Annotated in this window: 20 protein-coding genes; 6 read left to right on the top strand and 14 right to left on the bottom strand. The window is 47.7% G+C overall.

Features of this window, described 5'->3' with window-relative positions; all coding sequences use genetic code 11:
* Positions 1-3: 3 nt before the first annotated feature.
* From METH11B_RS0100600 to METH11B_RS0100585, 4 genes are read left to right on the top strand one after another with little or no spacing between them, the layout of a single operon-like run.
* The gene (locus METH11B_RS0100600; RefSeq protein WP_036275510.1) at positions 4-1,365 is read left to right on the top strand and encodes a TolC family protein; all 1,362 of its coding nucleotides are present in this window, start codon (positions 4-6) and stop codon (positions 1,363-1,365) included.
* Positions 1,362-2,636: an efflux RND transporter periplasmic adaptor subunit gene (locus METH11B_RS0100595; protein ID WP_026600291.1), complete on the top strand. Its 1,275-nt coding sequence runs from the start codon at positions 1,362-1,364 to the stop codon at positions 2,634-2,636. Before METH11B_RS0100600 ends, METH11B_RS0100595 begins: the two co-directional genes overlap by 4 nt.
* A gap of 15 nt (positions 2,637-2,651) precedes the next feature.
* The gene (locus METH11B_RS0100590) at positions 2,652-5,846 is read left to right on the top strand and encodes an efflux RND transporter permease subunit (protein ID WP_026600290.1); all 3,195 of its coding nucleotides are present in this window, start codon (positions 2,652-2,654) and stop codon (positions 5,844-5,846) included.
* Positions 5,839-8,148 (top strand): heavy metal translocating P-type ATPase, encoded by a 2,310-nt coding sequence (locus METH11B_RS0100585; protein WP_081733718.1) that lies wholly within the window; start codon positions 5,839-5,841, stop codon positions 8,146-8,148. The genes METH11B_RS0100590 and METH11B_RS0100585 overlap by 8 nt, the downstream gene beginning before the upstream one ends.
* A gap of 150 nt (positions 8,149-8,298) precedes the next feature.
* On the opposite strand, the gene METH11B_RS0100580 is transcribed toward METH11B_RS0100585, so the two are convergent.
* Positions 8,299-8,556, bottom strand: coding sequence for a hypothetical protein (locus METH11B_RS0100580; RefSeq protein ID WP_026600288.1), 258 nt, complete (start codon positions 8,554-8,556; stop codon positions 8,299-8,301).
* Between the two features lie 466 nt (positions 8,557-9,022).
* On the opposite strand from METH11B_RS0100580, the gene METH11B_RS25915 reads away from it, so the two are divergent.
* A complete protein-coding gene (locus METH11B_RS25915; RefSeq protein ID WP_036276516.1) occupies positions 9,023-9,232 on the top strand; it encodes a cold-shock protein in 210 nt (69 codons plus the stop codon).
* 192 nt (positions 9,233-9,424) lie between these two features.
* Here the strand turns inward: METH11B_RS25915 and METH11B_RS0100570 are convergent, their stop codons facing one another.
* The 5 genes from METH11B_RS0100570 to METH11B_RS0100550 form a co-directional block, all read right to left on the bottom strand.
* On the bottom strand, positions 9,425-9,757 hold the full coding sequence (locus METH11B_RS0100570) for a hypothetical protein (protein ID WP_026600286.1): 333 nt from the start codon (positions 9,755-9,757) through the stop codon (positions 9,425-9,427).
* Positions 9,754-10,767 (bottom strand): PDDEXK nuclease domain-containing protein, encoded by a 1,014-nt coding sequence (locus METH11B_RS0100565; RefSeq protein ID WP_026600285.1) that lies wholly within the window; start codon positions 10,765-10,767, stop codon positions 9,754-9,756. The genes METH11B_RS0100570 and METH11B_RS0100565 overlap by 4 nt, the downstream gene beginning before the upstream one ends.
* Positions 10,758-11,126 carry a type I restriction-modification system subunit M N-terminal domain-containing protein gene (locus tag METH11B_RS25910; protein WP_026600284.1) on the bottom strand — a complete coding sequence of 123 codons (369 nt, stop codon included), beginning with the start codon at positions 11,124-11,126 and terminating at the stop codon, positions 10,758-10,760. The genes METH11B_RS0100565 and METH11B_RS25910 overlap by 10 nt, the downstream gene beginning before the upstream one ends.
* 131 nt (positions 11,127-11,257) lie before the next feature.
* Complete coding sequence (locus METH11B_RS0100555; protein ID WP_026600283.1) at positions 11,258-11,494, bottom strand: WGR domain-containing protein; 237 nt, start codon at positions 11,492-11,494, stop codon at positions 11,258-11,260.
* A 3-nt stretch (positions 11,495-11,497) separates the two neighbouring features.
* Positions 11,498-11,779 (bottom strand): helix-turn-helix domain-containing protein, encoded by a 282-nt coding sequence (locus tag METH11B_RS0100550; protein ID WP_231499556.1) that lies wholly within the window; start codon positions 11,777-11,779, stop codon positions 11,498-11,500.
* Positions 11,780-11,854: 75 nt separating this feature from the next.
* Between METH11B_RS0100550 and METH11B_RS28225 the strand changes: the two genes are divergently transcribed.
* Entirely contained in the window at positions 11,855-12,457 is a 603-nt protein-coding gene (locus METH11B_RS28225; RefSeq protein ID WP_026600281.1) for a winged helix-turn-helix domain-containing protein, read from the top strand.
* An 826-nt stretch (positions 12,458-13,283) separates the two neighbouring features.
* Here the strand turns inward: METH11B_RS28225 and METH11B_RS0100540 are convergent.
* From METH11B_RS0100540 to METH11B_RS28210, 8 genes are all read right to left on the bottom strand, one after another.
* The gene (locus METH11B_RS0100540; protein WP_026600280.1) at positions 13,284-14,063 is read right to left on the bottom strand and encodes a DNA-formamidopyrimidine glycosylase family protein; all 780 of its coding nucleotides are present in this window, start codon (positions 14,061-14,063) and stop codon (positions 13,284-13,286) included.
* A complete protein-coding gene (locus METH11B_RS27475) occupies positions 14,056-15,060 on the bottom strand; it encodes a TIR domain-containing protein (protein WP_026600279.1) in 1,005 nt (334 codons plus the stop codon). The genes METH11B_RS0100540 and METH11B_RS27475 overlap by 8 nt, the downstream gene beginning before the upstream one ends.
* Positions 15,061-15,668: 608 nt before the next feature.
* Complete coding sequence (locus tag METH11B_RS28220; protein ID WP_026600277.1) at positions 15,669-16,544, bottom strand: Kiwa anti-phage protein KwaB-like domain-containing protein; 876 nt, start codon at positions 16,542-16,544, stop codon at positions 15,669-15,671.
* Positions 16,545-16,549: 5 nt separating this feature from the next.
* Positions 16,550-17,059 carry a hypothetical protein gene (locus tag METH11B_RS0100520; RefSeq protein WP_026600276.1) on the bottom strand — a complete coding sequence of 170 codons (510 nt, stop codon included), beginning with the start codon at positions 17,057-17,059 and terminating at the stop codon, positions 16,550-16,552.
* A gap of 71 nt (positions 17,060-17,130) precedes the next feature.
* Complete coding sequence (locus tag METH11B_RS0100515; RefSeq protein ID WP_026600275.1) at positions 17,131-20,364, bottom strand: DEAD/DEAH box helicase family protein; 3,234 nt, start codon at positions 20,362-20,364, stop codon at positions 17,131-17,133.
* Entirely contained in the window at positions 20,361-20,585 is a 225-nt protein-coding gene (locus METH11B_RS28215; protein ID WP_081733716.1) for a hypothetical protein, read from the bottom strand. Before METH11B_RS28215 ends, METH11B_RS0100515 begins: the two co-directional genes overlap by 4 nt.
* Complete coding sequence (locus tag METH11B_RS0100510; protein WP_026600274.1) at positions 20,551-20,769, bottom strand: hypothetical protein; 219 nt, start codon at positions 20,767-20,769, stop codon at positions 20,551-20,553. Before METH11B_RS0100510 ends, METH11B_RS28215 begins: the two co-directional genes overlap by 35 nt.
* Complete coding sequence (locus tag METH11B_RS28210) at positions 20,762-23,593, bottom strand: N-6 DNA methylase (protein WP_026600273.1); 2,832 nt, start codon at positions 23,591-23,593, stop codon at positions 20,762-20,764. The genes METH11B_RS0100510 and METH11B_RS28210 overlap by 8 nt, the downstream gene beginning before the upstream one ends.
* Positions 23,594-23,635 lie beyond the last annotated feature (42 nt).

The raw sequence follows: 23,635 nt of genomic DNA, 5'->3' as shown, positions 1-23,635 counted from the left end.
TCCATGTTCTCGAATTCTATGCGGTCATTTGGCATCGCATTGTGTTGTTTCATTATTACCGGGCCGGTAGATGCCAATTCGGCTGACGGCACGCTGTTGTCGGCTCAACCAGACCATCAGGTTCTGAGTGATTCCAGTCGGCCAATCGCCGAGGAATCGACCGGCGTCTTGGTTTTATCTCAAGCCCTGGCCTTGGCGTTAACCCAAAACCCGGAACTGTCGGCCTTTTCCTGGGAGAGCCGAGCCCAGGAAGCCGCTACCCTACAAGCCGGATTGCTACCTAATCCCACCTTCAACGCCAATGCTTCGAACTTCGGCAATCGGGTTCTTCAGGGCTTCGATGGCGATTCAGTTACCTTGGAACTCAGTCAATTGATCGAGTTGGGCGGTAAGCGTAGCGCACGCATCGAAGCCGCCGCGCTGACCAAACAGCTCGCCGATTGGGATTACGAAGCCAAACGTGCCGATGTGCTTACCCAGGTGACTCAAGCCTTTATTGACGTGTTGGCGGCTCAGCAGCGCTTGGCGCTAACCCAACAAACGCATGACTTGGCGAATCAGACGACGGTGACGACAGCCGCGCGGGTTCAGGCCGGCAAAGTATCGCCCGTTGAAGAAACCAAAGCCAAAGTCGCGCGTGCCTCGGTACAAATTGAGCTGATGCATGCCCAGAAAGAACTGGAAGCCGCCCGCAAACGTTTGGCGGCGGGTTGGGGCAGCACCACAGCGCGCTTTGAGTCAGTGGCCGGTGATCTGAACAGCCTACCTACGCCAGCTTCCCTGGACTCATTGCAACAACGCCTGTCTAAAAATCCTGATTTAGCCCGTTGGGTCACCGAAATAACCCAACGTCAGGCCCTCATCGCCATGGAAAAGTCCAAAGCCATCCCGGATGTGACCGCGACCGTCGGTGCCAGTAAATATCTGATGCCCAATGATTACGCCTTAGTGGTTGGTTTCTCGGTACCCTTGCCGGTGTTTGATCGCAATCAAGGCCGCATTCAGGAAGCCGAACATCGGTTGACCAAAGCGGAACAGGACATGCGCAATACCGAAGTACGCATCACCACGGCATTGAACACCGCCTATCAGGCTTTGGATAGCGCCTATTCCGAAATTCTGACTTTACGGCAAGAGATTCTGCCCGGTGCGCAAAGTGCCTACGATGCTGCCCGTGAAGGTTATCGCTTGGGCAAGTTCGGTTTTCTGGATGTGCTGGACGCGCAACGCACCCTGTTTGGTGCCCAAAATCAGTATTTAGTGGCCTTGGCCAATTATCATAAGTCCGTGGCTGACGTAGAACGTTTGATTGGTAGCGGCATGAACGAGACAGTGGCGGACAGCCAACCCGAGGTATCACCATGAACACGATTAATAAAAAACAAGGGATCTCTATCGCCGCGATTATCGTTGTTGGCGTATTGCTCAGCGTATTCATTTTGCGCACCGATAAGACCATGACGGAAGCCGATGAATTGGTTGAAGAAGGCTCCACAGCCGCTAAATCTCAGATGCCCCAGGACGATGATAAACGCGAGCGTTCCGATAAAGAAAATCAATCACAAACGCCTGATCGTGACGAGGTCTTGCAAGAAGGTGCATTGGTGGCAATGACCGATCAGCAGATCGTAGAAAACGGCATATCGATACAGGCAGTAAGCACAGCTCACATCAAAAACGTCGTAATCCTGCCAGGTGAAATTCGTTTTAATGAAGATAAGACCTCGCATGTCGTCCCTCGTCTGGCAGGTGTGGTCGAAAGCGTACCCGCCAATTTGGGCCAACAAGTCAAAAAGGGTCAGGTCATGGCGGTGATTGCCAGTACGGCGTTGTCCGAACAGCGCAGTGAATTGCTATCGGCGCAAAAGCGTCTGGAATTAGCTCGTGCCACTTTCGCGCGGGAAAAGCATTTATGGGAAGCGAAAATCTCTGCTGAACAAGACTATTTGCAAGCCCGGCAGGCGATGCGGGAAATGGAAATTGCCGTTCATAACGCCCAACAAAAATTGCTTGCACTTGGCGCAAGCCCTACGGTATCAGCCAATAGCGGTGCGATCAATCGTTATGAAATTCGCGCACCGTTCGACGGCATGGTGGTCGAGAAACATATTGCTTTGGGCGAAGCGGTCAAGGAAGACGCCAACATCTTCACGATTTCCGACTTATCAACGGTATGGGCCGACATTATCGTGTCGGCAAAGGATCTCAATGTGGTTCGGGTTGGTGAAAAGGTCACGATCAAAGCGACAGCGTTCGATTCCACGGCATCCGGTACGGTGTCCTACGTGAGCGCATTAATGGGCGAACAAACCCGAACCGCCAAGGCTCGTGTGACCCTGGCGAATCCGCAGATGGCTTGGCGACCGGGATTGTTCATTAATGTCGAGGTCGTTGCCAACGAAACCGAAGTGCCGGTCGCCGTATCGACCGAAGCCATCCAGACGATCAACGACAAGCCCACGATTTTTGTTCGGGCACCCGGTGGCTTTATCGCCCAACCGGTCAAAACCGGGCTATCCGATGGCGCACACACCGAGATCGTGGCCGGGCTCGAACCGAATACCGAATACGCTGTCGATGGCAGCTTCATTATCAAAGCGGAGCTGAGTAAAAGTAGCGCCGAAGACTCCGATTGATACAGAGGAATTGACATGTTTGAGCGTATCATCCGCATCGCCATAGAACATCGCTGGCTGGTTATTTTGTTCGTAACCGGTATGGCGGCGCTAGGCATCTACAGTTTTCAAAAACTCCCCATTGACGCCGTCCCGGACATCACCAATGTCCAGGTGCAGATCAACACCACGGCCCCCGGCTATTCGCCGTTGGAAACCGAGCAGCGCATCACCTACCCGATGGAAACCGTGATGGCGGGCTTGCCTCATCTGGAGCAGACGCGGTCGCTATCGCGCTATGGTCTGTCGCAGATAACGGTGATCTTCAAGGACGGCACCGATATTTATTTTGCACGGCAACTGGTCAATCAACGCATCCAGGAAGCGAAAGATAAATTGCCCAATGGTATTACCCCGAAGATGGGGCCTATTGCCACAGGCCTAGGGGAAATTTACCTATGGACTGTCGAAGCTAAAGACGACGCAAAAAAGCCGGACGGCTCAAGTTACACTGCAACTGACCTGCGTGAAATCCAGGACTGGATCATCAAGCCGCAGTTGCGCAACGTGCCGGGGGTGACCGAGATCAATACCATCGGCGGTTACGCGAAACAATACCAGGTTGCGCCGATTCCGGAAAAGCTCGCGTCCTACGGTTTGACTTTACAAGACATCGTGGTCGCGCTGGATCGTAACAACAATAATGTCGGTGCGGGGTATATTGAGAAGCACGGCGAACAGTATTTGATCCGCGCACCGGGTCAGGTTAGTTCGATAGAGGATATTGGCAACATTATTCTTGGCAACGTGCAGGGCGTGCCGATCCGTATTCGCGATGTCGGCCAAGTCGAATTTGGCCGCGAATTGCGCACCGGTGCCGCCACCGAAAATGGCCGAGAGGTCGTGCTGGGCACGGTGTTCATGCTGATTGGACAGAACAGCCGTGCCGTTTCGCAGGCGGTTGACAAGAAGATGGCGGACATCAATCGCACCCTGCCTGAAGGCGTGCAGGCTGTCACAGTCTATGACAGGACGGTATTGGTCGATAAAGCCATCGACACGGTCAAGAAGAATTTAATGGAAGGCGCAATCCTGGTGATCGCCATTCTGTTCCTGTTCCTCGGCAACATCCGCGCGGCCGTCATTACCGCGATGGTGATACCGCTGGCGATGCTGTTTACCTTTACCGGCATGGTGGCGTACCAGGTCAGCGCCAATTTGATGAGCCTGGGCGCACTCGACTTTGGCATCATTATTGATGGTGCGGTGGTCATTGTCGAAAACTGTGCGCGACGGCTCGCCCACGCCCAAGTGCTGCAAGGGCGGCCATTGAACCGTAGCGAGCGCTTTCAGGAAGTATTTACAGCCTCGAAAGAAGCCCGGCGAGCGCTGCTGTTCGGCCAGTTGATCATCATGGTCGTTTATTTGCCGATCTTTGCGCTGACCGGCGTGGAAGGCAAGATGTTCCATCCAATGGCTTTTACGGTAGTGATTGCCTTGGTCGGCGCTATGATTCTTTCAGTGACCTTCATTCCAGCCGCAGTGGCCATCTTCATCGGCGATAAAGTGACCGAGAAAGACAATATCCTGATGCAATCGGCCAAGCGGTTTTATGCGCCGGTGCTGGATCGGGCGATGGCCAACAAACCCGTGGTATTAACCTTCGCGGTGGTAGCGGTGATTTTGTCCGGCCTGTTGGCGACCCGTATGGGTAGCGAATTTGTGCCGAGCTTGAATGAAGGCGATTTTTCTATTGGGGCGTTACGTACGCCCGGCACCAGTTTGTCGCAATCGGTCGCCATGCAGCAGCAGATTGAAAGCTCTCTGAAACAGCAGTTTCCGGAAATCGAACGGGTGTTTTCCAGAACCGGCACCGCCGAGATTGCCTCAGACCCGATGCCGCCCAACAATTCGGATGGCTATATCATGCTCAAGCCAGCCGATCAGTGGCCTGAGCCGAAAAAATCAAGGGACGAACTGCTGGCTGCCATACAGGCAGCGGTCAACAAACATCCCGGTAACCTGTACGAATTCTCCCAGCCCATTCAATTGCGCGTGAATGAACTGATTTCAGGCGTGCGTAGCGATGTGGCCATCAAAGTGTTTGGCGATGACATGGTTGTGCTGAACGACACGGCAAACAGAATTGCATCGGTGATCAGGAATATTCCTGGCGCATCCGAGGTAAAAGTCGAGCAAACCACAGGCCTGCCCGTGCTGATGGTCAACATTGATCGCGATAAAACTTCGCGTTATGGGCTGAATGTGGGTGACGTGCAGGATGCCGTGGCTATAGCCATTGGCGGAAAAGAAGCCGGCACTTTGTTTCAAGGCGACCGCCGCTTCGACATCATCGTGCGTCTGCCGGAAAACTTGCGCAGCAATATGGAGGCCATTAAGCGCTTACCGATTGCATTGCCGTTTGCGCCGGGCGCAAACGGCTCGGTGACGTATATTCCGCTGGCCGAAGTGGCAAGTCTGGAATTGTCGCCAGGGCCTAATCAGATCAGCCGGGAGAATGGAAAACGCCGGATCGTGGTCAGCGCCAACGTACGAGGCCGCGACATCGGTTCATTTGTTGCCGACGCGCAAGGACATCTTGAGCAACAAATCAAAATACCACCCGCTTATTGGACTACATGGGGCGGACAGTTCGAGCAATTGCAATCGGCCACGCAGCGCTTGGAAATTGTGGTGCCGGTGGCATTGATACTGGTTTTTACATTGTTGTTCATGATGTTTGGCAACATCAAGGACGGTCTGTTGGTTTTTAGTGGCATCCCATTTGCGCTGACCGGCGGCTTGGTTGCGCTGTGGTTGCGCGACATTCCGATGTCGATTTCAGCGGCAGTGGGTTTCATCGCCTTGTCGGGCGTGGCGGTACTGAACGGTTTGGTGATGATTGCCTTTATCCGCAGCCTGCGTGAAGAAGGCATGTCGCTGGATAAGGCGATTGTCGAGGGGGCGCTGACCCGTCTTAGACCGGTACTCATGACAGCTTTGGTGGCGTCATTCGGTTTTGTGCCGATGGCGCTGGCCACCGGTACCGGGGCTGAAGTTCAGCGCCCCTTGGCTACCGTGGTGATCGGCGGCATCCTGTCGTCAACGGCGCTGACCTTATTGGTATTACCGATTTTGTATTGGTTCGCCCATCGCCAGGACGAACACATTACAACCGCGACGCCTGACGGTGAGGCTATGGCTTTTAATGAGGAATTGAATCATGAGTAACTGCAATCAAACAGAAAAATCCTGCTGTTACCCTGGCGAGAAACCGGATGCCTCCCAGCCGACGCCATCAAACTCGCCGAGCGACATGACGTTCAAGATCGAAGGTCTGGATTGCGCCGAAGAAGTCGCCACCTTGAAAAGCGCAATCGGTCCGCTGGTGGGCGGCAGCGACAAGCTGGCCTTCGATGTTTTAAACGGGCGCATGATGCTGTTGTCTGATGCGGAGCCTGTGACGGAAAAAACTATCATAAAGGCGGTCGCTGCAACCGGTATGAAAGCCGTTCCTTGGCAACCCGGTCAGACAGAGGCCGATGCCCAGCAACTGCACCGTTCGAAGACCGTTTATACCGTGCTCAGCGGTTTGTTTATTGTGGGCGGCATGATCATTCATATCGCCATGGCCGAAGGCTTAGCGAATCTGCAAACCGTTTTCAGCCTGCAAGAAAATGTTGAACTGCAATGGGACGTGGTGACTCGCTATCTGCATAGCTTATTGAATGCCCACGCTCAGCAGGCGATACCGCTGCCGGAAAAAATAGCCTTTGGCCTAGCCGTCACTTGCGGTTCCCGGCATGTGATTGTGAAAGCGTTTTATGCCTTGAAGCGCTTGCGGGCCGATATGAATTTGCTAATGACGATTGCCGTTATCGGCGCATTATTCATTGACGAATGGTTCGAAGCGGCAACGGTCAGTTTCTTGTTTGCCCTGTCTCTGGCAATTGAAAGCTGGAGTATAGGCCGCGCCCGTCATGCCGTTGAAGCCTTGCTGGATTTAGCGCCATCGACGGTTAGGGTCAAGGAAGAAAGTGGACATGAACGCATAGTATCTGCCGCAGAAGTCAGTATAGGCGCACAATTTATTCTCTCCCCAGGCGATAAAATCCCGCTCGATGGCGAAGTCACCCGAGGTTCCAGTTCGGTCAATCAGGCACCGATTACCGGAGAAAGCATGCCCGTGGCCAAACAAGTCGGCGATGAAGTGTTTGCCGGTAGCATTAATGGCGAGGGAACGCTGGAAATCCGCTCCACCAAACGCGTGACGGATACCACCCTCGCACAGATCACGCGTCTGGTCGGGGAAGCGCATGGCAAGCGCACCGAAGTCGAGCAATGGGTGGAGAAATTTGCGCGTATTTATACACCGGTCGTGATGCTGGTAGCGTTGGCGATGTGCATCATTCCGCCGTTGTTTTTCGAAGGCGTCTGGGATGAATGGTTTTACCAGGCCTTGGTGTTGTTGGTCATCGCTTGCCCCTGTGCGTTAGTGATTTCGACACCGGTGAGCATTGTTGCGGCGCTGGCCTGTGCCGCCCGGCAAGGCGTTCTCATTAAAGGCGGTACTTATATTGAAGCCCCCGCAGCCATTCAGGCCTTTGCTTTTGACAAGACCGGCACGCTGACCCGCGGTGAACCGATTGTGACCGGTGTCTATCCGTTCAACAGTCATAGCGAAGAAGAGCTATTGTCCCGCGCTGCCGCGCTGGAAGCGCGTAGCACTCATCCGCTGGCGAAAGCCATATTACGTCACACAGAAACACTCGGTATCCGTGTGGCCAGCGCCGACAATGTGACGGTGTTGCCCGGCAAAGGCGTTACCGGACTATTTAACGGCACGGATTACTGGCTGGGATCGCGTCGTTATCTATTGGAACGCAGTCAGGAAATCCGCGAAATCAGCGACAAAGCCATTGCCCTGGAACAGACCGGACAAACCGTGATTGCGATTGGCAATGACCGGCACATCTGCGGCCTGATTGCGGTTGCCGATCAACCCCGCGCTGACATTCAATCGATTTTGCAGGCCTTGAGACAGACGGGTGTTAAACACCTGGTCATGTTGACCGGTGACAACCAGGTAACCGCCAATAACATCGCGGCCCAGATTGGCATCGATGAGGTACATGCTGAATTGTTGCCCGCCGATAAAGTGGAGATCGTCGGTCAAATGGTCGAGCAATACGGACAGGTGGCGATGATAGGCGATGGTGTCAACGATGCACCGGCGCTAGGGCGGGCCAGTCTGGGGATTGCGATGGGCGTATTAGGATCGGATGCGGCTATCGAAATAGCCGATATCGCCTTGATGGGCGACGACCTTTCAAAGCTGCCTTGGCTGATCGGACATTCCAAACGAACGTTATCGATCATTCGACAGAATATTACCTTTGCGCTGACGATCAAGGCGGTTTTCGCTACGCTCGCCTTTGCAGGAGTGGCGACCTTATGGGAAGCCATTGCCGCCGACATGGGAGCTTCTTTATTGGTTGTGGCAAACGGATTGAGATTGCTACAGACTAAATAGGGTTGAGCTTGCCTACTTTGAAGCCCAGGAAATCAAATACTGTCTGTCAACCGTGTGTCCCATCGTTCTTCTCAGAAGAACGATGGGACAGCTCTGATCAATTAAATTCCGGCCATGTAGCCCTTTATTATTGTTTGGGTTCATGATCCATCATTGGTGACCTCCGCAGCACCCATCATTTCCCATCATGTCGTGCATGTGCTGCATGTGCTCCATATGTTGATCCATCATCTGCTTGCGCTCTTGGGGGTTCTTCGTCTGGCGTATTTCGGCTAGTTCCTTTTCCAATTTCTTAATTTGTTCCTGCATCTCCTTTTCGGACATTGGCTTTTGTTGCTCTTCAGCGGCAAACGCAATGGGACTGCCAAATGCTATCAAAGCAATTATGAATAGAGCGGATACTTTCATGAGTTTTCTCCTAACGAATTGATTAGAACAGTGGATTTAAATCACTATGGATATAGCTTCTCTGCCAATGGCCGTAAAACAGACAACAGCCTCAGATCGAACTCCTTCTTTGGATTTTTTCTTATACCATGATTTCTACAACTGCACAATTAGGATAAATACAGGTGTTCTCAACTTATCCCTCCACTGATTGATCACCCGGCTTACAAGGCTAGTATCATTTTTCCGTGTTTGGAGATAGTGAGAGTCAGCTAAGGTGCAATATCCAGACACCCGCAGCAGTTTAGTGGGGATAGGCAGCAAAGGGTCGGGTGTTGACCGCCCGCTCTTCAGATTCATCGCCGGAAAGCTGTCATTTTTTTTGGGTTTTACCAATCGCGCATTTCACCTTAAATTAAGCGATAATCGGCATTCCGTCCGTATGGACAATACACCAGCAATGGTTTTTTTAAAGTCAGAGAAAGTGATGGCAGCATTAGTAGAAGGCAAAGTAAAGTGGTTCAACGATGAAAAAGGCTTTGGTTTCATTGAGCAAGCCGGCGGCAAAGATGTCTTTGTCCACTTTAGTGTGATCCAAGGCAGCGGTCGGAAAAGCCTGAAAGAAGGCCAGCGCGTGACGATGGAAGTGACCGCTGGGGCCAAAGGCCCACAAGCTGAAAACGTGACGCCTTTATAGTCGTCTAATCAGAGGTCTGCCAAGCGTGAAACCCAGTCCGGTCTAAACGCTTGTTTTTATTGTAAATAATGGCGGTAAATCTCGACGTTTTAACATAATCAGCGTTATGCGAAGTCACACTGTTAACGCAATATAATTGCGTCCTGTTTTAGCAAAGTTGAAATGTCCTATCTGGAGTAACTTAACCACGCGTTAATTTACCCGGGAGTCGGAAGCAATGTGTGTAGTGGCCCGATAACATAAATCGCAGGAACTGATACCCAAAAAAGGCTTTAATACCCCAACGTTTTTCCCTGCATCTAGCATTTTACCAAGCTTGATTGAAAACTCTGCTCCCACGGTAGATGTCTCCCAATCTTCTGGAATCACCCCGACCTCGGTCAGCTTATAACCCGGCGGAACAGTCGCAGCCGCGCCGAAAGCCCTGTCGCCGGGAGCGTGGAGCCCCAACTGGGCAACAGGCAAATAGCGGCGGCTGGCTTCCTTTACACCCCTGTCCGCTTCCCTATCTCGCGGCTCACTCATTGCTCCGCCTCGCGTAAGGTATCTTCCAACTCTCGCCGCAGCTCTTCCCTATCCGGCAGGTACAGCTGATATTTCTGCACGAATAATTGGCTGTTCAGGTTGTAGGTGGCGTATTCCACCAGCAGTTCGTCTTTATGCCGACTGAGGATGATGCCGATGGGCGGATTGTCGCCTTCGATATTTTCCTCGTTGGCAAAATAGCCCAGGTACATGTTCATTTGGCCAATGTCGTGATGCTGCACATCGCCCATTTTCAGGTCGATCAGCACAAAGCAACGCAAAATACGGTGATAAAACACCAGGTCTACTTTGTAATGGGTGTTGTTGAGGGTAATGCGGTATTGCCTGCCGACAAAGGTGAAGCCTTTACCCAGCTCCAGTAAAAATTGCTGCAAATGATTGCACAACAAGGTTTCGAGTTGGGTTTCCGAGACCTGCGCCGGCTCCGGGATTTTCAGAAATTCAAAAATGTAGGGTTCGCGCAGCAGATCGGTGGGTTGGGCCAGCGTTTGGCCTTGTGCGGCCAACTGCAATACCCCGGCTTTATCTTTACTGGCCGCCAGTCTTAAAAACAAGGAAGAGGCTTTTTGGCGTTTCAGCTCCGGCACCGACCAGCGTTCGGCGATGGCCTGTTTTTCGTAGAAACTACGTTCCAACTCGTCATCGAGCTTTAATAATTCGACATAGTGTGACCAGCTCAATTGGTGAGAAGGCTTCTGACTTATTGGGTAACGCAAATAGAACAGGCGCATGTAGACCAAATTGCTGCGACTGAAGCCTTTGCCGTGGCGCAGGCTTAAGTCGGTAGCCAAGGTGCCGATCAAGGCTTTGCCATACTCGGCGCGGATTTTGCCGTCTTGCTCAAACTCGATGATATGCCGACCCACTTGCCAGTAGGTTTCCAGCAGACTGATATTGACAGCCTGCATGGCCTGCACCCGGCCTTGGGTATAGCTGTCGGTGATGCGCTCCAGCAGGGTTTGATAATCAGTGTTTTGGGTCAACTCCATGCAAACCCCATCCTTTGCAGGTGGCCGTTGACTTTGGCTTCCAATGCGTCCACTCGCAAATTGATTTGTGGCACCGGGGTTTCGTAGCGTTCGGCCAGTTGCTTGACGCGCTGGGTCAATTGCTGGCTGATGCGGTCCATTTCGCCGTGGATGCCCTTGAGGGCGACCATGTCTTGAAAACTGGCCCCTTCCGGGATGGTGACCGGGGCATAAGGCATGCCGGCGTATTTATCACTGACGTATTTGATGAACAACAATACCAGCACATAATCCTTGTACTGAGATGCATCCATTCCGCCGCGCAGTTCGTCGCAGCTTTTCCATAGCGAGCTATACAGCTCGGATTTTTTGATGGCCATGTGTGTTTGTTATTATCTACCGGTAGAAATTTGGGGGTAGAGTGATTATAAAATCCTTGTAACCTTAAGTCGTGAGGTTAACTCTAGTGAGCGGAGAATACACTGATAGCGAGCGCTGTTTCAATTGCGGCCTATACGCGAATCGCTTGATAACCTTTTTTACATTTGGCCGTGCACAACTTATTCTCGGCAACGATGGCTTCTTCCTGGGTGTCGAACCACTCCTTCCTGACCGTGCCTGGAGAACCTACCCTGCCCCACTCCTTGATCAGCGACCAATCATCAAATAGACCCGGCGTTACAAACATCTGATAAAAACGATGCATGTTGTCTTTGTCATCGTGTCGTTCCATATATAGATGATTCATCGCTTACTCTCCAGAATGGTTGACGGACTTTTCACTTTGCGTAGATTTCATCCCCGCTTCCCGAATCCGCATAATGGTTTGCCAGGTGGTTTTGAATTCCCGAGCCAACTCCGAAACGTTGCTGCCAGCGGCCAATCGTTTCACCACTTCAGCACGATCTTCCGCATTGATCGCCGGCGGCCGACCAAACTGCTTACCCGCGGCCTTCGCGCGACTAAGGCCAGCCTGGGTTCGCTCAATCAGCAGATCACGCTCAAACTCAGCGACCGCTGCGATCACCTGCATAGTCATCTAGCCGGCAGAACTGGTCAGATCAGCGCAAAGTCGGGTAATATTCAGCAGCCTGTATGAAGAGCCTCCATGACTGAAGCGTTACTACTCTTGTTCATCCTGACTATGGTGTATTTCATGACGAAGAAACCTAAAACCACCCCCGAAAAGCCAATATCTACAAAGGCCAAAGCGGAACAACCTGCAGCACCGGTAGCCAGTAAAACTACCGCTAAAAAAACCAGCACCACGCAGAAAACCCCGAAAAAGACCCCGGATGTCGAAGCCAACGCTAAGGCTGAACAGACACCTACGATCAAAGTGACTAAAAAACTAACGGAAACGCCTACAGCAGCTATAACTCCCTCTGCCGAAACCGAACAACCTAAAACTACCAAAACCACCGCTAAAAAATCCAGTCCAGCAAAGAAAGCGCCGAAAAAGCCTGAAACCGCAGTCCCGGAACCCGTAGTGGCAACGTCGGAAATATCGGCAAGTGAACGGACCGGTTTAACCGCAGGCAGCATTTGGCATTACTTATCCGAGAACGGCGCTACCTCGGTTACAAAACTGATTAAAGAACTGCCGGAAGAAGAAAAAGTCATCCAGCGAGGTATTGGCTGGTTGGGCCAGGAAGGCAAAATCACACTGAGTATCTTAGACCGGGCCGAGATGATAGCGCTGAAAGAATAGCTTTGCTTGTAATAGGACGGGTAATGGCCAATCAGTTCGTCCTTGTTTCACAGTAAAGGATGACGATTTTGATCGGGCGTTCGTGGTTTGGCCGCTAATTTTTGTATCAGACTAAAAGCGTTTTATTGCGATGGATCTGAAATTAAAATTGGCAGAATTTATTGGTTTGTAGAAATTTGCGTACTCACAGTTTCGGCCACTATGTGTAGTTCCAAATTATGTGTAGATCGTTCCTATCACCTGGATGAGAGGTAGATTCCACGTGGGATACAGCCAATATGAGTAATTCTTAGCTTCACATAGTTTCGCCGGTAGTCCTGAAGTAAAAACTCATAGGCATCAGGGATTCAATGACTCACGTCCTGCGCCACTCAACCAGTAAGCTATTTGATAGCCAATTGACACCCTAACTTGAGATTTCATGACTATCACAATGAATCAAAGTGCTGGACTCAACAATGAGCCGATGTAATCTAACCGATGGCAAGTGGATGCTGCATCTTCAAGCATTGAAATTATGTGTAGTTGCACTTGGCCTTATGCAACGGATACCAAGGGCTGAGCCATAAGACAAATTTGCATATACACATAGTTTGGATCTACACATAGTGGCCGCTATGTGTAGATCAACATAACGGCCAATTGCCGACCTTCGGGGTTGATTTCTGAATGGCCGGTTTATGTCATAAATTGCTCATGTAACGGGTAGAATAAGGAGACGCGGTCAGCGTCTGTCTTGATTCGATTGATGGGCATGGCCTTTACGACTACTATTCACCGGATAAGCTCCTTATTCGATTGATATGTGTTTTTAAACACACGTAAACTACTCATACAAAACCTGCTCTTGAGTGTAGTATGTGCTTTTCCCCCCAATTTTTTCGTTAATAATCGAATGACCTGTTGGTGATTCTGTGGCATTTTTGTTATGAACGCATAAGAAATCTCGTATTTCACCACTTATAAGATCAGGCTTTCTTTCGACTATTGAATTTTCAGCCCTCAAAAGCACATCCCCAATCTTCTGATGAAGAACCTCTATTGCATCCCTCGGTAGTTTTCCACATTTTGTTTTTGGTGATATTAGAGCAGCCCAAAGTATTTCATCCGCATAAGCATTGCCAATGCCTCTCATATTGCTTTGATCTATGAGAAAACCCTTGACTGTTGCGGTTTTCTTTTTATCCAAGCATGAAGCAAGATAATCAATTGTAAAGTTCTCAGAAAGCGCATCTGGTACATCTGAATATTCTGGATTTATTACCGCAATTGCTTGCTGCATAAAATCTGACATGACAAAAAAATCACCATCTTCAAATTCTAATTTGATTATCTGGTGTTTAATATTTCCTTCTTCATTAATATATAACTGCCCTTCTCGCATTAAATGCATGCTGACCTTAACCCCATTATCAAAAGAGAAAATCAGCTCTTTTCCTTCCCTGCTTACAGCACTGACAGAAGCCCCACACAAGGCATCCATAAAATGTTCTGTAGTTGTGGTTTGCTTCTTAGTTTTTGACGCGTTCACTTTCAGGACTTTTTTACCCAAAAGACGCTTTTCTAGGTTTTTACTTATGACTTGTAAATCTGGGAGTTCAGGCATTGTTGTTCTCCAGTAATTTCTCAGTGTGCTCAGATGAGAGTGGAATTGTCTTGGATACCAGCGTTTCAAAATCATCATTCAGGAAGTTCCAAAAACTCGATTCCTTCTGAAATTCGAATGTAGGAACATTCTTTTTCTTATCGGTAGTTGGGTAGAAAGCGACTATTGCGCTATTGTCGAATTTGTAGAAAGAATATGTGGGGTAAAAGTCATAAAGCCTCAATACAACTTTCCTTGGGTACTTCTTTTGGATGTTTAGAAAGAAATTAACAGCATCTTCTACCAATCCCAGGATATAGCGCCCATCATCGAAATTATATGCAAGCTGCCTCATTAGTGCGTCATTTAGAAAGTTTGGAAGGAAAATGTACAGTCTTTTTGATTCTTTTCTCTCTAGAAACCCCAAAATAAGATCATGGTTGTTTTCTCTCCAGCTCCTTGAGTGGATGAAAAAAAGCGCCAGTTCACTGGACATAGCAAGCAGAGTTTGGAATGCCCCCATAAAATCTTGAAACATTCCAGCTTTTGATAGCCCGGTAGACCGTAGATCAAGATCACGAATCTTTTCTCTCACTTCATAGCAAAACGGTGCTACAGCAGCACGTAGATTTCCATCGCTTCGATTGAAATATGTGCCTGGCTTTATTCCAAGCAGATCAGAAGGAAGATGCAACTCGCCACTGTCTTCGGGAATTAAAAAGTAAACTCGATCCTTACCTAGTTTTCCGACAAAAAGCCCAAACTCAAAGATTACGTTATCCCGTACAGCTTTATGACGTCTATTTCTTATTTTAAGGACATCGTCAGGACTGAATACGAATATTCCACAATCAAATTCATTGAGAGCATTCTCCAAGTCCTCTAATGAACTATTTGAAAGCTTGAAAATTCCCTGGCTCCATATAGTCACCTCAAAGTCATATGCAACTTCAGATTGGATGGCTCGGGCAAACGGCAAACTTTCAACGGATGAACCGATAAATACTCTTGGCTTCATACTCTAAACCCTGCTTTATTCTTCCATTCTCGCCGAACTGATTTTTTACACATAACAAGTTATTATATAGGTCTGCATATCTTGTACACTAAACATATTACTAAGGTCAATCTCCTTATGAAACCCTTGAAGTGTTGGATCGAACGCGTCGTCTTTTCTATGTGAGTTGCACAAGGGCATTGAAAGACTTAGCAGTCGTCCTCTTCACGACCGATCCTGAACAGGCAGAAGCACATGTGCGCCAACTTGATCTTTTTGAAGGTGAGGCCATTCACACAGAAGCCGTTTTCGAGGCAGCGTAATTCGGCCAAAAGAAATTTGGATTCGGTACCCCGTCTCAGGGGCTTGCGTTGCAATAGCACAAGGTGGGCGGCGGGGGCCTCAACCAGATGAGAGGGTCCAGCAAGGTGTTTACATGATGCATCACAGGCTTGCAGTTCGATTCGAAACGCTTCGTTCATTGTGGTTGCAGGCGATATGGTCTGGTAATGGCTCTAAGGCCCTCTTGCAATCCAATGGCGTAGCTCCTGCCCCCCTGGCTTCGGTAGTAGTAAGGACGGGCCAATGGATGATTTATATGACCATGAGATTTAATGAGGCTTTAAAGCTTAAGCAACCCGCTTTGAGTTAGTTATGTATTGAGTTTTAGATAGTGGCGACTTGTAATAGTCCTCGTCCAGAAAGCGTAATAAAGTTTTAAGGTCAGCCTTGTTGCCAGGCAACACAATTTTTTCAATCCCATCTGCAGTTGTTGTTGCGAGTGGAATATTGAATTCAGCTGCAACTGCTTTTATGTCATTTAAAGGTACATTTTCAAGAATTTGGCTTTGCTGAATTAGTGAAAACTTTCTTCTTACCCAAGTATCTGATATTGAAATTAAATTTGGAAGGCTATCTGCTGTTATAAGTTGCAATGAAGCAAAATCGTCAATGTCGCTGTCTGTTGCTTCTTTGTAATATTCACTCATATCGAATATTTGGCGGAGTAAATGAAAGCTAAAAAACTTTAAAGACCCGTCCTTGAGTATGGCAGTTAACTTCGAATCAATTGTTAAACCAATACCTTCTATTTTTTTATAGACGTTTGCTGAGTGAAATATAGATAGTCCATTCGTAGAGATGATTTTTCTTTTATCAAAGTGTTGAATCAGGATTGTTACCCCTCCGGATTGATCTATATAACCAGTGAATAAAGCCTTAATAATTTGAAAAACCTCTGGTGATGCGACAACCTCTGCTACTGAAAGTGGGTTTCTTATTACTATGGATAATCCATCTATATCATCAAAGTTCGCAATGACGAGCGCCTGACCGGAGTCCGGTTTATACTTGCCATCAAAAGCAATTTCCTGATCAATTGAGTTTGTAAATTGCATTTCTTGATTTTGTAGGAATGGAGTCAGTTCGCTTTGCACTTCCTGAGACAAAGAAAATCTTACTACCCTGCTAGCAGGATCATCGGTCAACGCAAACAAATTAAGCATTTTTACTATATCTCCATCAGCATATTTTCTGATATTTTTTTAACAAACTTCACACTTTTAGCGTCCCTTATGTCCCGCTTTGAGATCAAGACGTAAACAACTCCGGAAGATGATTCAACTTTATAAAATCTAAAGTGTAATAGCCGAAGTAGGGGGTGAGATGGCATTGCACTTATTAGCCACAATATTAGAACAAGGATCGATGTCAATATAACTATCATGTCAAATTGCAACTCCGAAGCGCGAGCTATGATTGGTATCAAGTAACTACCAACAAACATCAGCAACATAAAATCATTTGACTCAACTTTCTTTGCATCAAACGCAATCGATTCACTTGAGCGCGACAACATCTTGATTATTAGAATTGGGAGAATGGAACCAATACTGCCGATGACTAAAAGTTCTGCAACATCTTGTTGCCAGCCATGCTGGTCGAAGCGAACATAAGCAAGAGTCAACATTACTGGTGAAAATGCTGACATGAACAATAGAGTTTTTAACCAATTTCGCATAATAGTAATCGTATATACATAATAAGATATTTCCACAGACGAAAAGTAAGAGTAAATGCTTATTGAAGCATCTATTCACCAGCATTTACTACTGTACCCTCAAAATCATCACAAAGCTTATCAACCAAGTCTTCAGTTTCTTTGAAGAAGTATTCTCCAACGATCTGTCGATTGAGTGCCTTGTAGCGGCGATATATTTTCGCGAAATCATCATAAATTTCAGTTTCCGACACATGCGACTTAATCTTTACGATTAGCCGCATACCGTCTTTGTCGTTGCGCACATACTGGAAGAAATCTAAAATCTTGGCTTCAAAATCCTGTATCAGTGTGCCAGTTTTGGCCTCTTGCTCATTACGCGCGGCGATGATAGCTAGAATATCAAACTGCCCACCAGTGCCAGGTGGTGTCCCTACGGCAACTTCGGTTGGCTTCTTTTTCTTCCTTTTTGAGTCTTCGGGAATGACTTCAACCATGCCAATCTGATTATCAAAATACACCTCAATCGGGTCTTTAATGTCTTCGCTGCGGTGCATCATGTTGTAGAGGGTATTGAATTTACGCCAGAAGAATAAAAAGCTTGGCTCGCTGTACTTGGCATCCAGTTCAATCACATATTCAATCCGATTAAGAATGGTGAAATACTGGGCCGCTTTGGCCTTTGTATCGGCGGTTCTCTGGGGATTGGCATCGATGTATTTCTTTAAGCTGCTTTCAAAATCCAGGTAGTTTTCAGGGTCATCGCGTTTGACCGAATCTTTGTAAATCGCCATGAACACCGTAAAAAACTTATCGAAGGTGTCCGATTTTTTCAGTTCACTGAGCAGAACATCCAATACCTTTTTATCGCTGAACGGATCAAAGTCACTCACCACCACATCGGAAAAATGTTCAAAGGCATCTTTAATGTTTTGGACATTCACATTGTTGTAGGAGAAATCGACAATCTTGCAATCGTTCTTATATTTTGCGGTACGGTTAACGCGGGAAATAGTTTGAATGGCACTGATGCCATTAATTTCTTTATCCAAAAATAAGGTATGCAGTCTTTTATCGTCAAAGCCGGTTTGCAGCTTGGCGACCACAATCATCAAACCGTTTTTACTCAGCGCAAAACTTTCCAAGACCTTTTCTTCGGTCAACCCGCCATTCAAACCCGTGGCACTTTGTTCGTCCTGATTACTGGAATACACCACATGGATGGGTGCCTCGGCATATTTGGCGAATTTTGGCTGTTGTACCAAGGCGTTGAAGTGCTTGGTTACCGCTTCTTTGTAAGCAATTGCCGCTTTGATGGAATGTACCGCCAACATCGCCTTACCGGTACCGCGTATTTGGCGATAGACGTCTTTTACCAATAGATCGGCCACATACTTGGCTATGGCATCAATGCGATCACGATTTTCATAGATTTGTTTTTTCTGGGCGTCTTTGTAGTCTTTTTCAGTGAAACCGGTCAGCGGATTACTGGGTAGATCAAACAACATCTTAGAGGCAACCGGCACAATGTTTTTCAACGGGTTCAGAATAAAGCCATCCTCAATCGCTTCTTTCATGGTGTAGCTGTCAAAAGGCCGCCAAAGTTTTTCGCTTTCGGCATAACCACTGAATTCACCAAACCGTGCCAGAGAATGATCATCGGGGGTGGCGGTAAAGCCGATAATCAAATTCTTTTTGGTACGGGCGCCGGCATAAGCTGAATTATCAAACGGGCTTTGCAGCTCATCGAAGATGCTGATCATTTCTTCATGCTGGTCGCCGCTGTTAGAACGGTGGATCTCATCAATCAGAAACACGATGCGCATGTTAGCCAGTTTTTGCAGCACCTCAGCATCCAGCATTTCCCGCACCGAACCGAACTTTTGCAAGTTGACGATCACCAAGCGGGTATCCGATGCCAGCGCTTCTTGAAAGGTCTTTTTATTGGTGGCTTCCTTGACCATACGATTATCGATGTTCATGTTCAGCATCAATGAATCTATCTGGCTTCGCAGCTGCAAACGATCCACCACAATCATGATTTTGTCGTAAACGTATTCGCTCTTAGCGTAACTATCTGGGCGTCGCAAGTCTTTCAATTGCAATGCCGACCAACCGATGATGTTGGATTTGCCAAACCCAGCCGCGTATTGCATCAATAAGGAATACACGTTTTTATTATTGGAATAGGCTTTGCGTTTTTCCAGCAGCTCTTTTTTCTTGGCTTCGCCGACACCGGCCAACTGCTTTTCTAACAGCTGTTCAAAGTAATCGGGTTCTTTTTCATGCGCCAAAAACTCATCAATCTTGGCCATGATTTTATCGGTGCCGAATTTCTGCTTGGGGCGTGGTGAAATCAAGTGCCCTGCTTCATTTTTGACTTCTTTAACGCCTTTGTTCACATAGACATCACGCTCGATAAAGTTGTAATACAAAATCTCCTTTTCGATGAACAACTTGCCATACAGTGCAGTAAACAACTCTTTCAGCTTATCTTTTTTATCGGCATCGGGCTTTAACAATGGATAAGGCTTAAACACCCCAGACGCTTTTTTCTCAATCTCTTCCCGGTCAAATTTGCCTTCACGGCAGGTGGCCAACATTTCGTCAAAATAATCCGCCAGGGTGCGAATTACAAAGGTTTCGCCTATATCGGTGGTGGTGATATGAATGGCTTTTTCGAATATCTTCAGGAAATCTTTGCGATAAGCCAGCTTTTCGTTATCACTGAGCATGGCATTGCTATCAAACTGCTGATGATAGACTTTCACGGCCTCAAAATAATCTTTAATGACTTTGCCACGGCCATTCTTGGTGGCATTTTGGCTGGTGTAGTTGGATTTTAATTCGCTGTATCCCAAATAAATGCCATTCACAAACAACACAATATCCGGGCGGAATGAAAACACCTGCTGGCCTTGGTAACTGTATTTATAATGCAGCTCCTGCACCAAGGAGAAGATGTTTTCCTCAAACAGCGCATTGTCGTGGATTACGCTGTCACTGGTGTAAAACAGATGCAGCTTAATGCCCTGCAAAGTAATGGACTTGTTGGCGTTGATAAATAGCGCTTTGTTGCGGCTACTGCCACAGCGTTCCTGAATTAGCTCGATCAAATCCGCCAGTAACTTTTGCTTATTACCGCCGTATTTTTTCAGCAGCTGCTCATAAGGCTTTTTGTTCAGCTCGGTATCCGAGATAAACGCCTGCAAATCTTCTTCAATAATCAGCGATTGGGTGACGGTGTTGGCTTTAACTTCCTTATAACCCAAGCCATCCCGAAAAAAGGGGACTAAAAACTTATCTTGCAGGTGTAGTTCGTTCATAGCTCACTGGCCCATTCCGCTTTAACTCGTGCGATAACGTCGTGTAATAAGCTGGGCCGGATGTGTAATGTCGTTTGTTGGGGAATCGCGGCTAACAGCGCCACTACTTCAGACGGTGTGCGTAACTGTTGGCGAACAGCACGAATTAACAAACCCAAAGTGCCATGCGCGGTAATATTCAGGCTTTTAGCGGCTAAACGCGCGGCGGTAGTCTTCGCCATGCAATCCCCATTCAACATCATCCTGGATAAAGGTTTCAGTTAATACCTGTTGATGAGACTCCAGATAACGACGCAGGGCTTCTGTGACGATTTCCTGCAAGTTACCAGCCCATCCCTGTTGCACCAGTGTTTGCGCCTGTTGCCAGAGTTGATCGGGTATTTCAGTCTGGTGTGTGTTATTCATGGCGATGCTCCGGTTTAAATACACGAATCTTTCCCGTGACTATATCGTTAATCAGGGCTTTACGTAGTTCTTTGAGCTTGTCGATTTGGCTGTTGATGGTGGCGACGATGCGGTCGATGTGCGCGGTTTTTTCGTCGAGGTAATCCACAATTCTATGTTGCTCATCAATACTGCCAAAAGCTATAACAAAATTCTGAAACATTGGCATTCTTAAAGAATCAACGGTAGATTTGGCGTTGAGACGAAGTGCATCTTTATAGAAGTTTTCTCTCATATAATAGAAAACGAATTTACCTAAAACATGTCTAAAGTGGCTAATTTTGTAAACACGCTGGTGGTATTCAAATTTTTCATTCACATAGTGAAATACTTTACCTACTCCGACTCCATCCCCGGCTGTCAGAATTGCTTCACCATCAAATGAGTAAGAATTTATTCTCTCGATAGTTTGAGATCGAACAAAAAATGGATAACTCCCGCCTTCAACATTATCTACAGTATCCTTCCCACCGGTTTTTATGTATGCAAGATTCTTCAACCTCTCAACGCTCCAATGTTCAGGCACTTCGCCAAGCCACTCAACCTCACTGTCTTTCATCGCCACGGTTTTATCCAGTCCACGGGTGACGGTTTCGTTGATGAGGGATTGTTTGAGTTTGCCGTACTGATCCGCCTTTTGGCTGAGCAGATCAATTTTTCTGTCAATCTGTGCGGTTTTGGTGTCGAGGTAAGCAGCGATTGCTTCTTGTGTTAAATATGGTGGTACGGGAACCGTAATTGCACCGAGTTTATCGAAATATAATCGGAGCCTCATATCCATTATGCCTCGTGAATGCCTTTTAAATATTTGCTGGGCATTCCCTGTTCTAAATAAATAAGCAAAATATCTTTCATCCAACAACGTTGAATTAACTTTTCTCAAAACATCGTAAGCTGGACTCGTAACTCCATCATAGTCCGACAAGCCTACAGACCCCATCCATGCTAAAAGCTTATTGACTACGATATCGCCCTTTTTAACCATCCAATAGCCATCGGTAGAACTTGCCTTATTTCCGCGAGCTTCTAAATCTTTGCGTGGCCTAACCCCTATGCTGCTGTATAGGGATAACCTTTCGACAGGTTCAGGGCGAAGGGATTTTTGAGTTTCCTTAATCAAGGTTTCTTGTTCGTTATCAAACCAATAGCGCGCTTCGCTGGTGGTCACGACCACCGGCTGTTCTTTGTAATCCAGGCTGGCGATATAGGGTTTGATGTCTTGTTCAAAGTAGTCGGCAAGCGAGCTGTATTGCTGTGGGTCAAACGTGGTGATCGTAAACTCGGTGATGTCACGCTCGCCGTTGCTCAACTTTGTGGGCGTCAGTTTTTCGCTGGTTTTGGTTGCCGGTAATTGCGCGGCAAAACTGTTGCCGTGTTCATCGACATTGGTGAGCATGATTGCTTGTTTGTTGAAGTAGAAATACTCTTTATCAAACACGCGGGCGTAGTCATTATCTTGATAGGTGGTGAGGGTGTCGACGATCTCTAGGCGACTGGCGGCATCGACTTCTTTGCGCTTGGAGCCTTTGCTCTTTTTCAGCGGTTTGAATTTGTCACTGGCGTTAATCAGCATCACTTTGTCTTTGTGGTGCGGCTGTTTGTTTTTATTGAGTATCCACAAATAGGTGTAAATGCCGGTGTTAAAAAACTCGTCGGTCGGCAGTTGGATAACGGCTTCAACGATGTCGCTGTCCAACATCCATTTGCGAATATTGCTTTCAGCCGAACCGGCATCGCCGCTAAACAGCGTGGAACCGTTGTGTACCACTACGCCCATGCCGACGCTATCCAGCTTGGAAATAAGGTGCTGCATAAACAACAGCTGCCCGTCTGAGATTGATGGCAAGAATTTAAAACGGCCGGTTTTGTCGTGGGTGATGTCTTTTTCGTAGCCTTTCCAGCTGACGCCATAAGGCGGATTGGCGATGACGACATCAAATTCTTCATTATAAAATTTATCGTCTACCAGGGTGTTGCCGTGTTCTATTTTGGAATCGGGGCGAAAGCGACTTTCAATTTTGGCCAGCGCGTAAAGCGCGTCATTCCAGTCTTGACCGAAGGTTTGCGTGAGACGTTTGAATTTTTGGTTGATGCGATCTTCAACCCCAAACAACATGTTGCCACCACCGCATGTACAGTCGTAAATTTTTAACAGCGTGTCGGATTCTTCAATCTTGGAAGCGATGATTTCGGCAATCAACGCGATCACGTCGTCGGGGGTGAATTGTTCCCCAGCCGTTTCGGCGGAAATATCCGCCCATTTTCGCTTGATGTGTTCTTCTAATGTGGTGATTTCGGAGTTGTTAAAGGGCTTAAGATCGATCTCCGCCCATAATTTGGTATAGCCCAATAAGACTTTTTTGGCTTTAAGCTTGGTCACCACACCTTTGATGTCGAGGAATTTTTCGCCCTCGGACGCCTCTACGCCGAGCAGGTCTTTGGTTTCACCGTCAAAGCCTTTAAGGTAAGCATCAAAGTCAATCTCGAAGGACTTGTCGTTTTTGCAGATGTCGGTTAATGACTGGTTTTTTTCAAAAATGAAAATGTTATAGCCCTGACCTTTGTCGCGGATCATGTCATAAAGGTCGTTTTTATCGATACCGTTAAACGCGGCTTCACCAATATCGGCTTTAAGCTCATCAAACATGCGGATCAGGCGGCTTTCAATCATCGCCAAGGCAAAAAACGGCATCATAAAAGAGGGCCACTCGGATTCTTTAATGCCGCTGCCCCGTAACAAGTCAGCCGTTGCCCAGATTTTTGATTCGTATTGGAGGATGTCCATTCTGTGTTAAGTTCCAGTTTTGGTGATTTAAGTCAGCCGGAT

The sequence above is a fragment of the Methylomonas sp. 11b genome (assembly GCF_000515215.1).
In the GTDB taxonomy this organism is placed as follows: Bacteria; Pseudomonadota; Gammaproteobacteria; order Methylococcales; family Methylomonadaceae; genus Methylomonas.
Note: the sequence above shows the minus strand (reverse complement) of the source record. Positions and strands in the feature narration are given on the sequence as shown.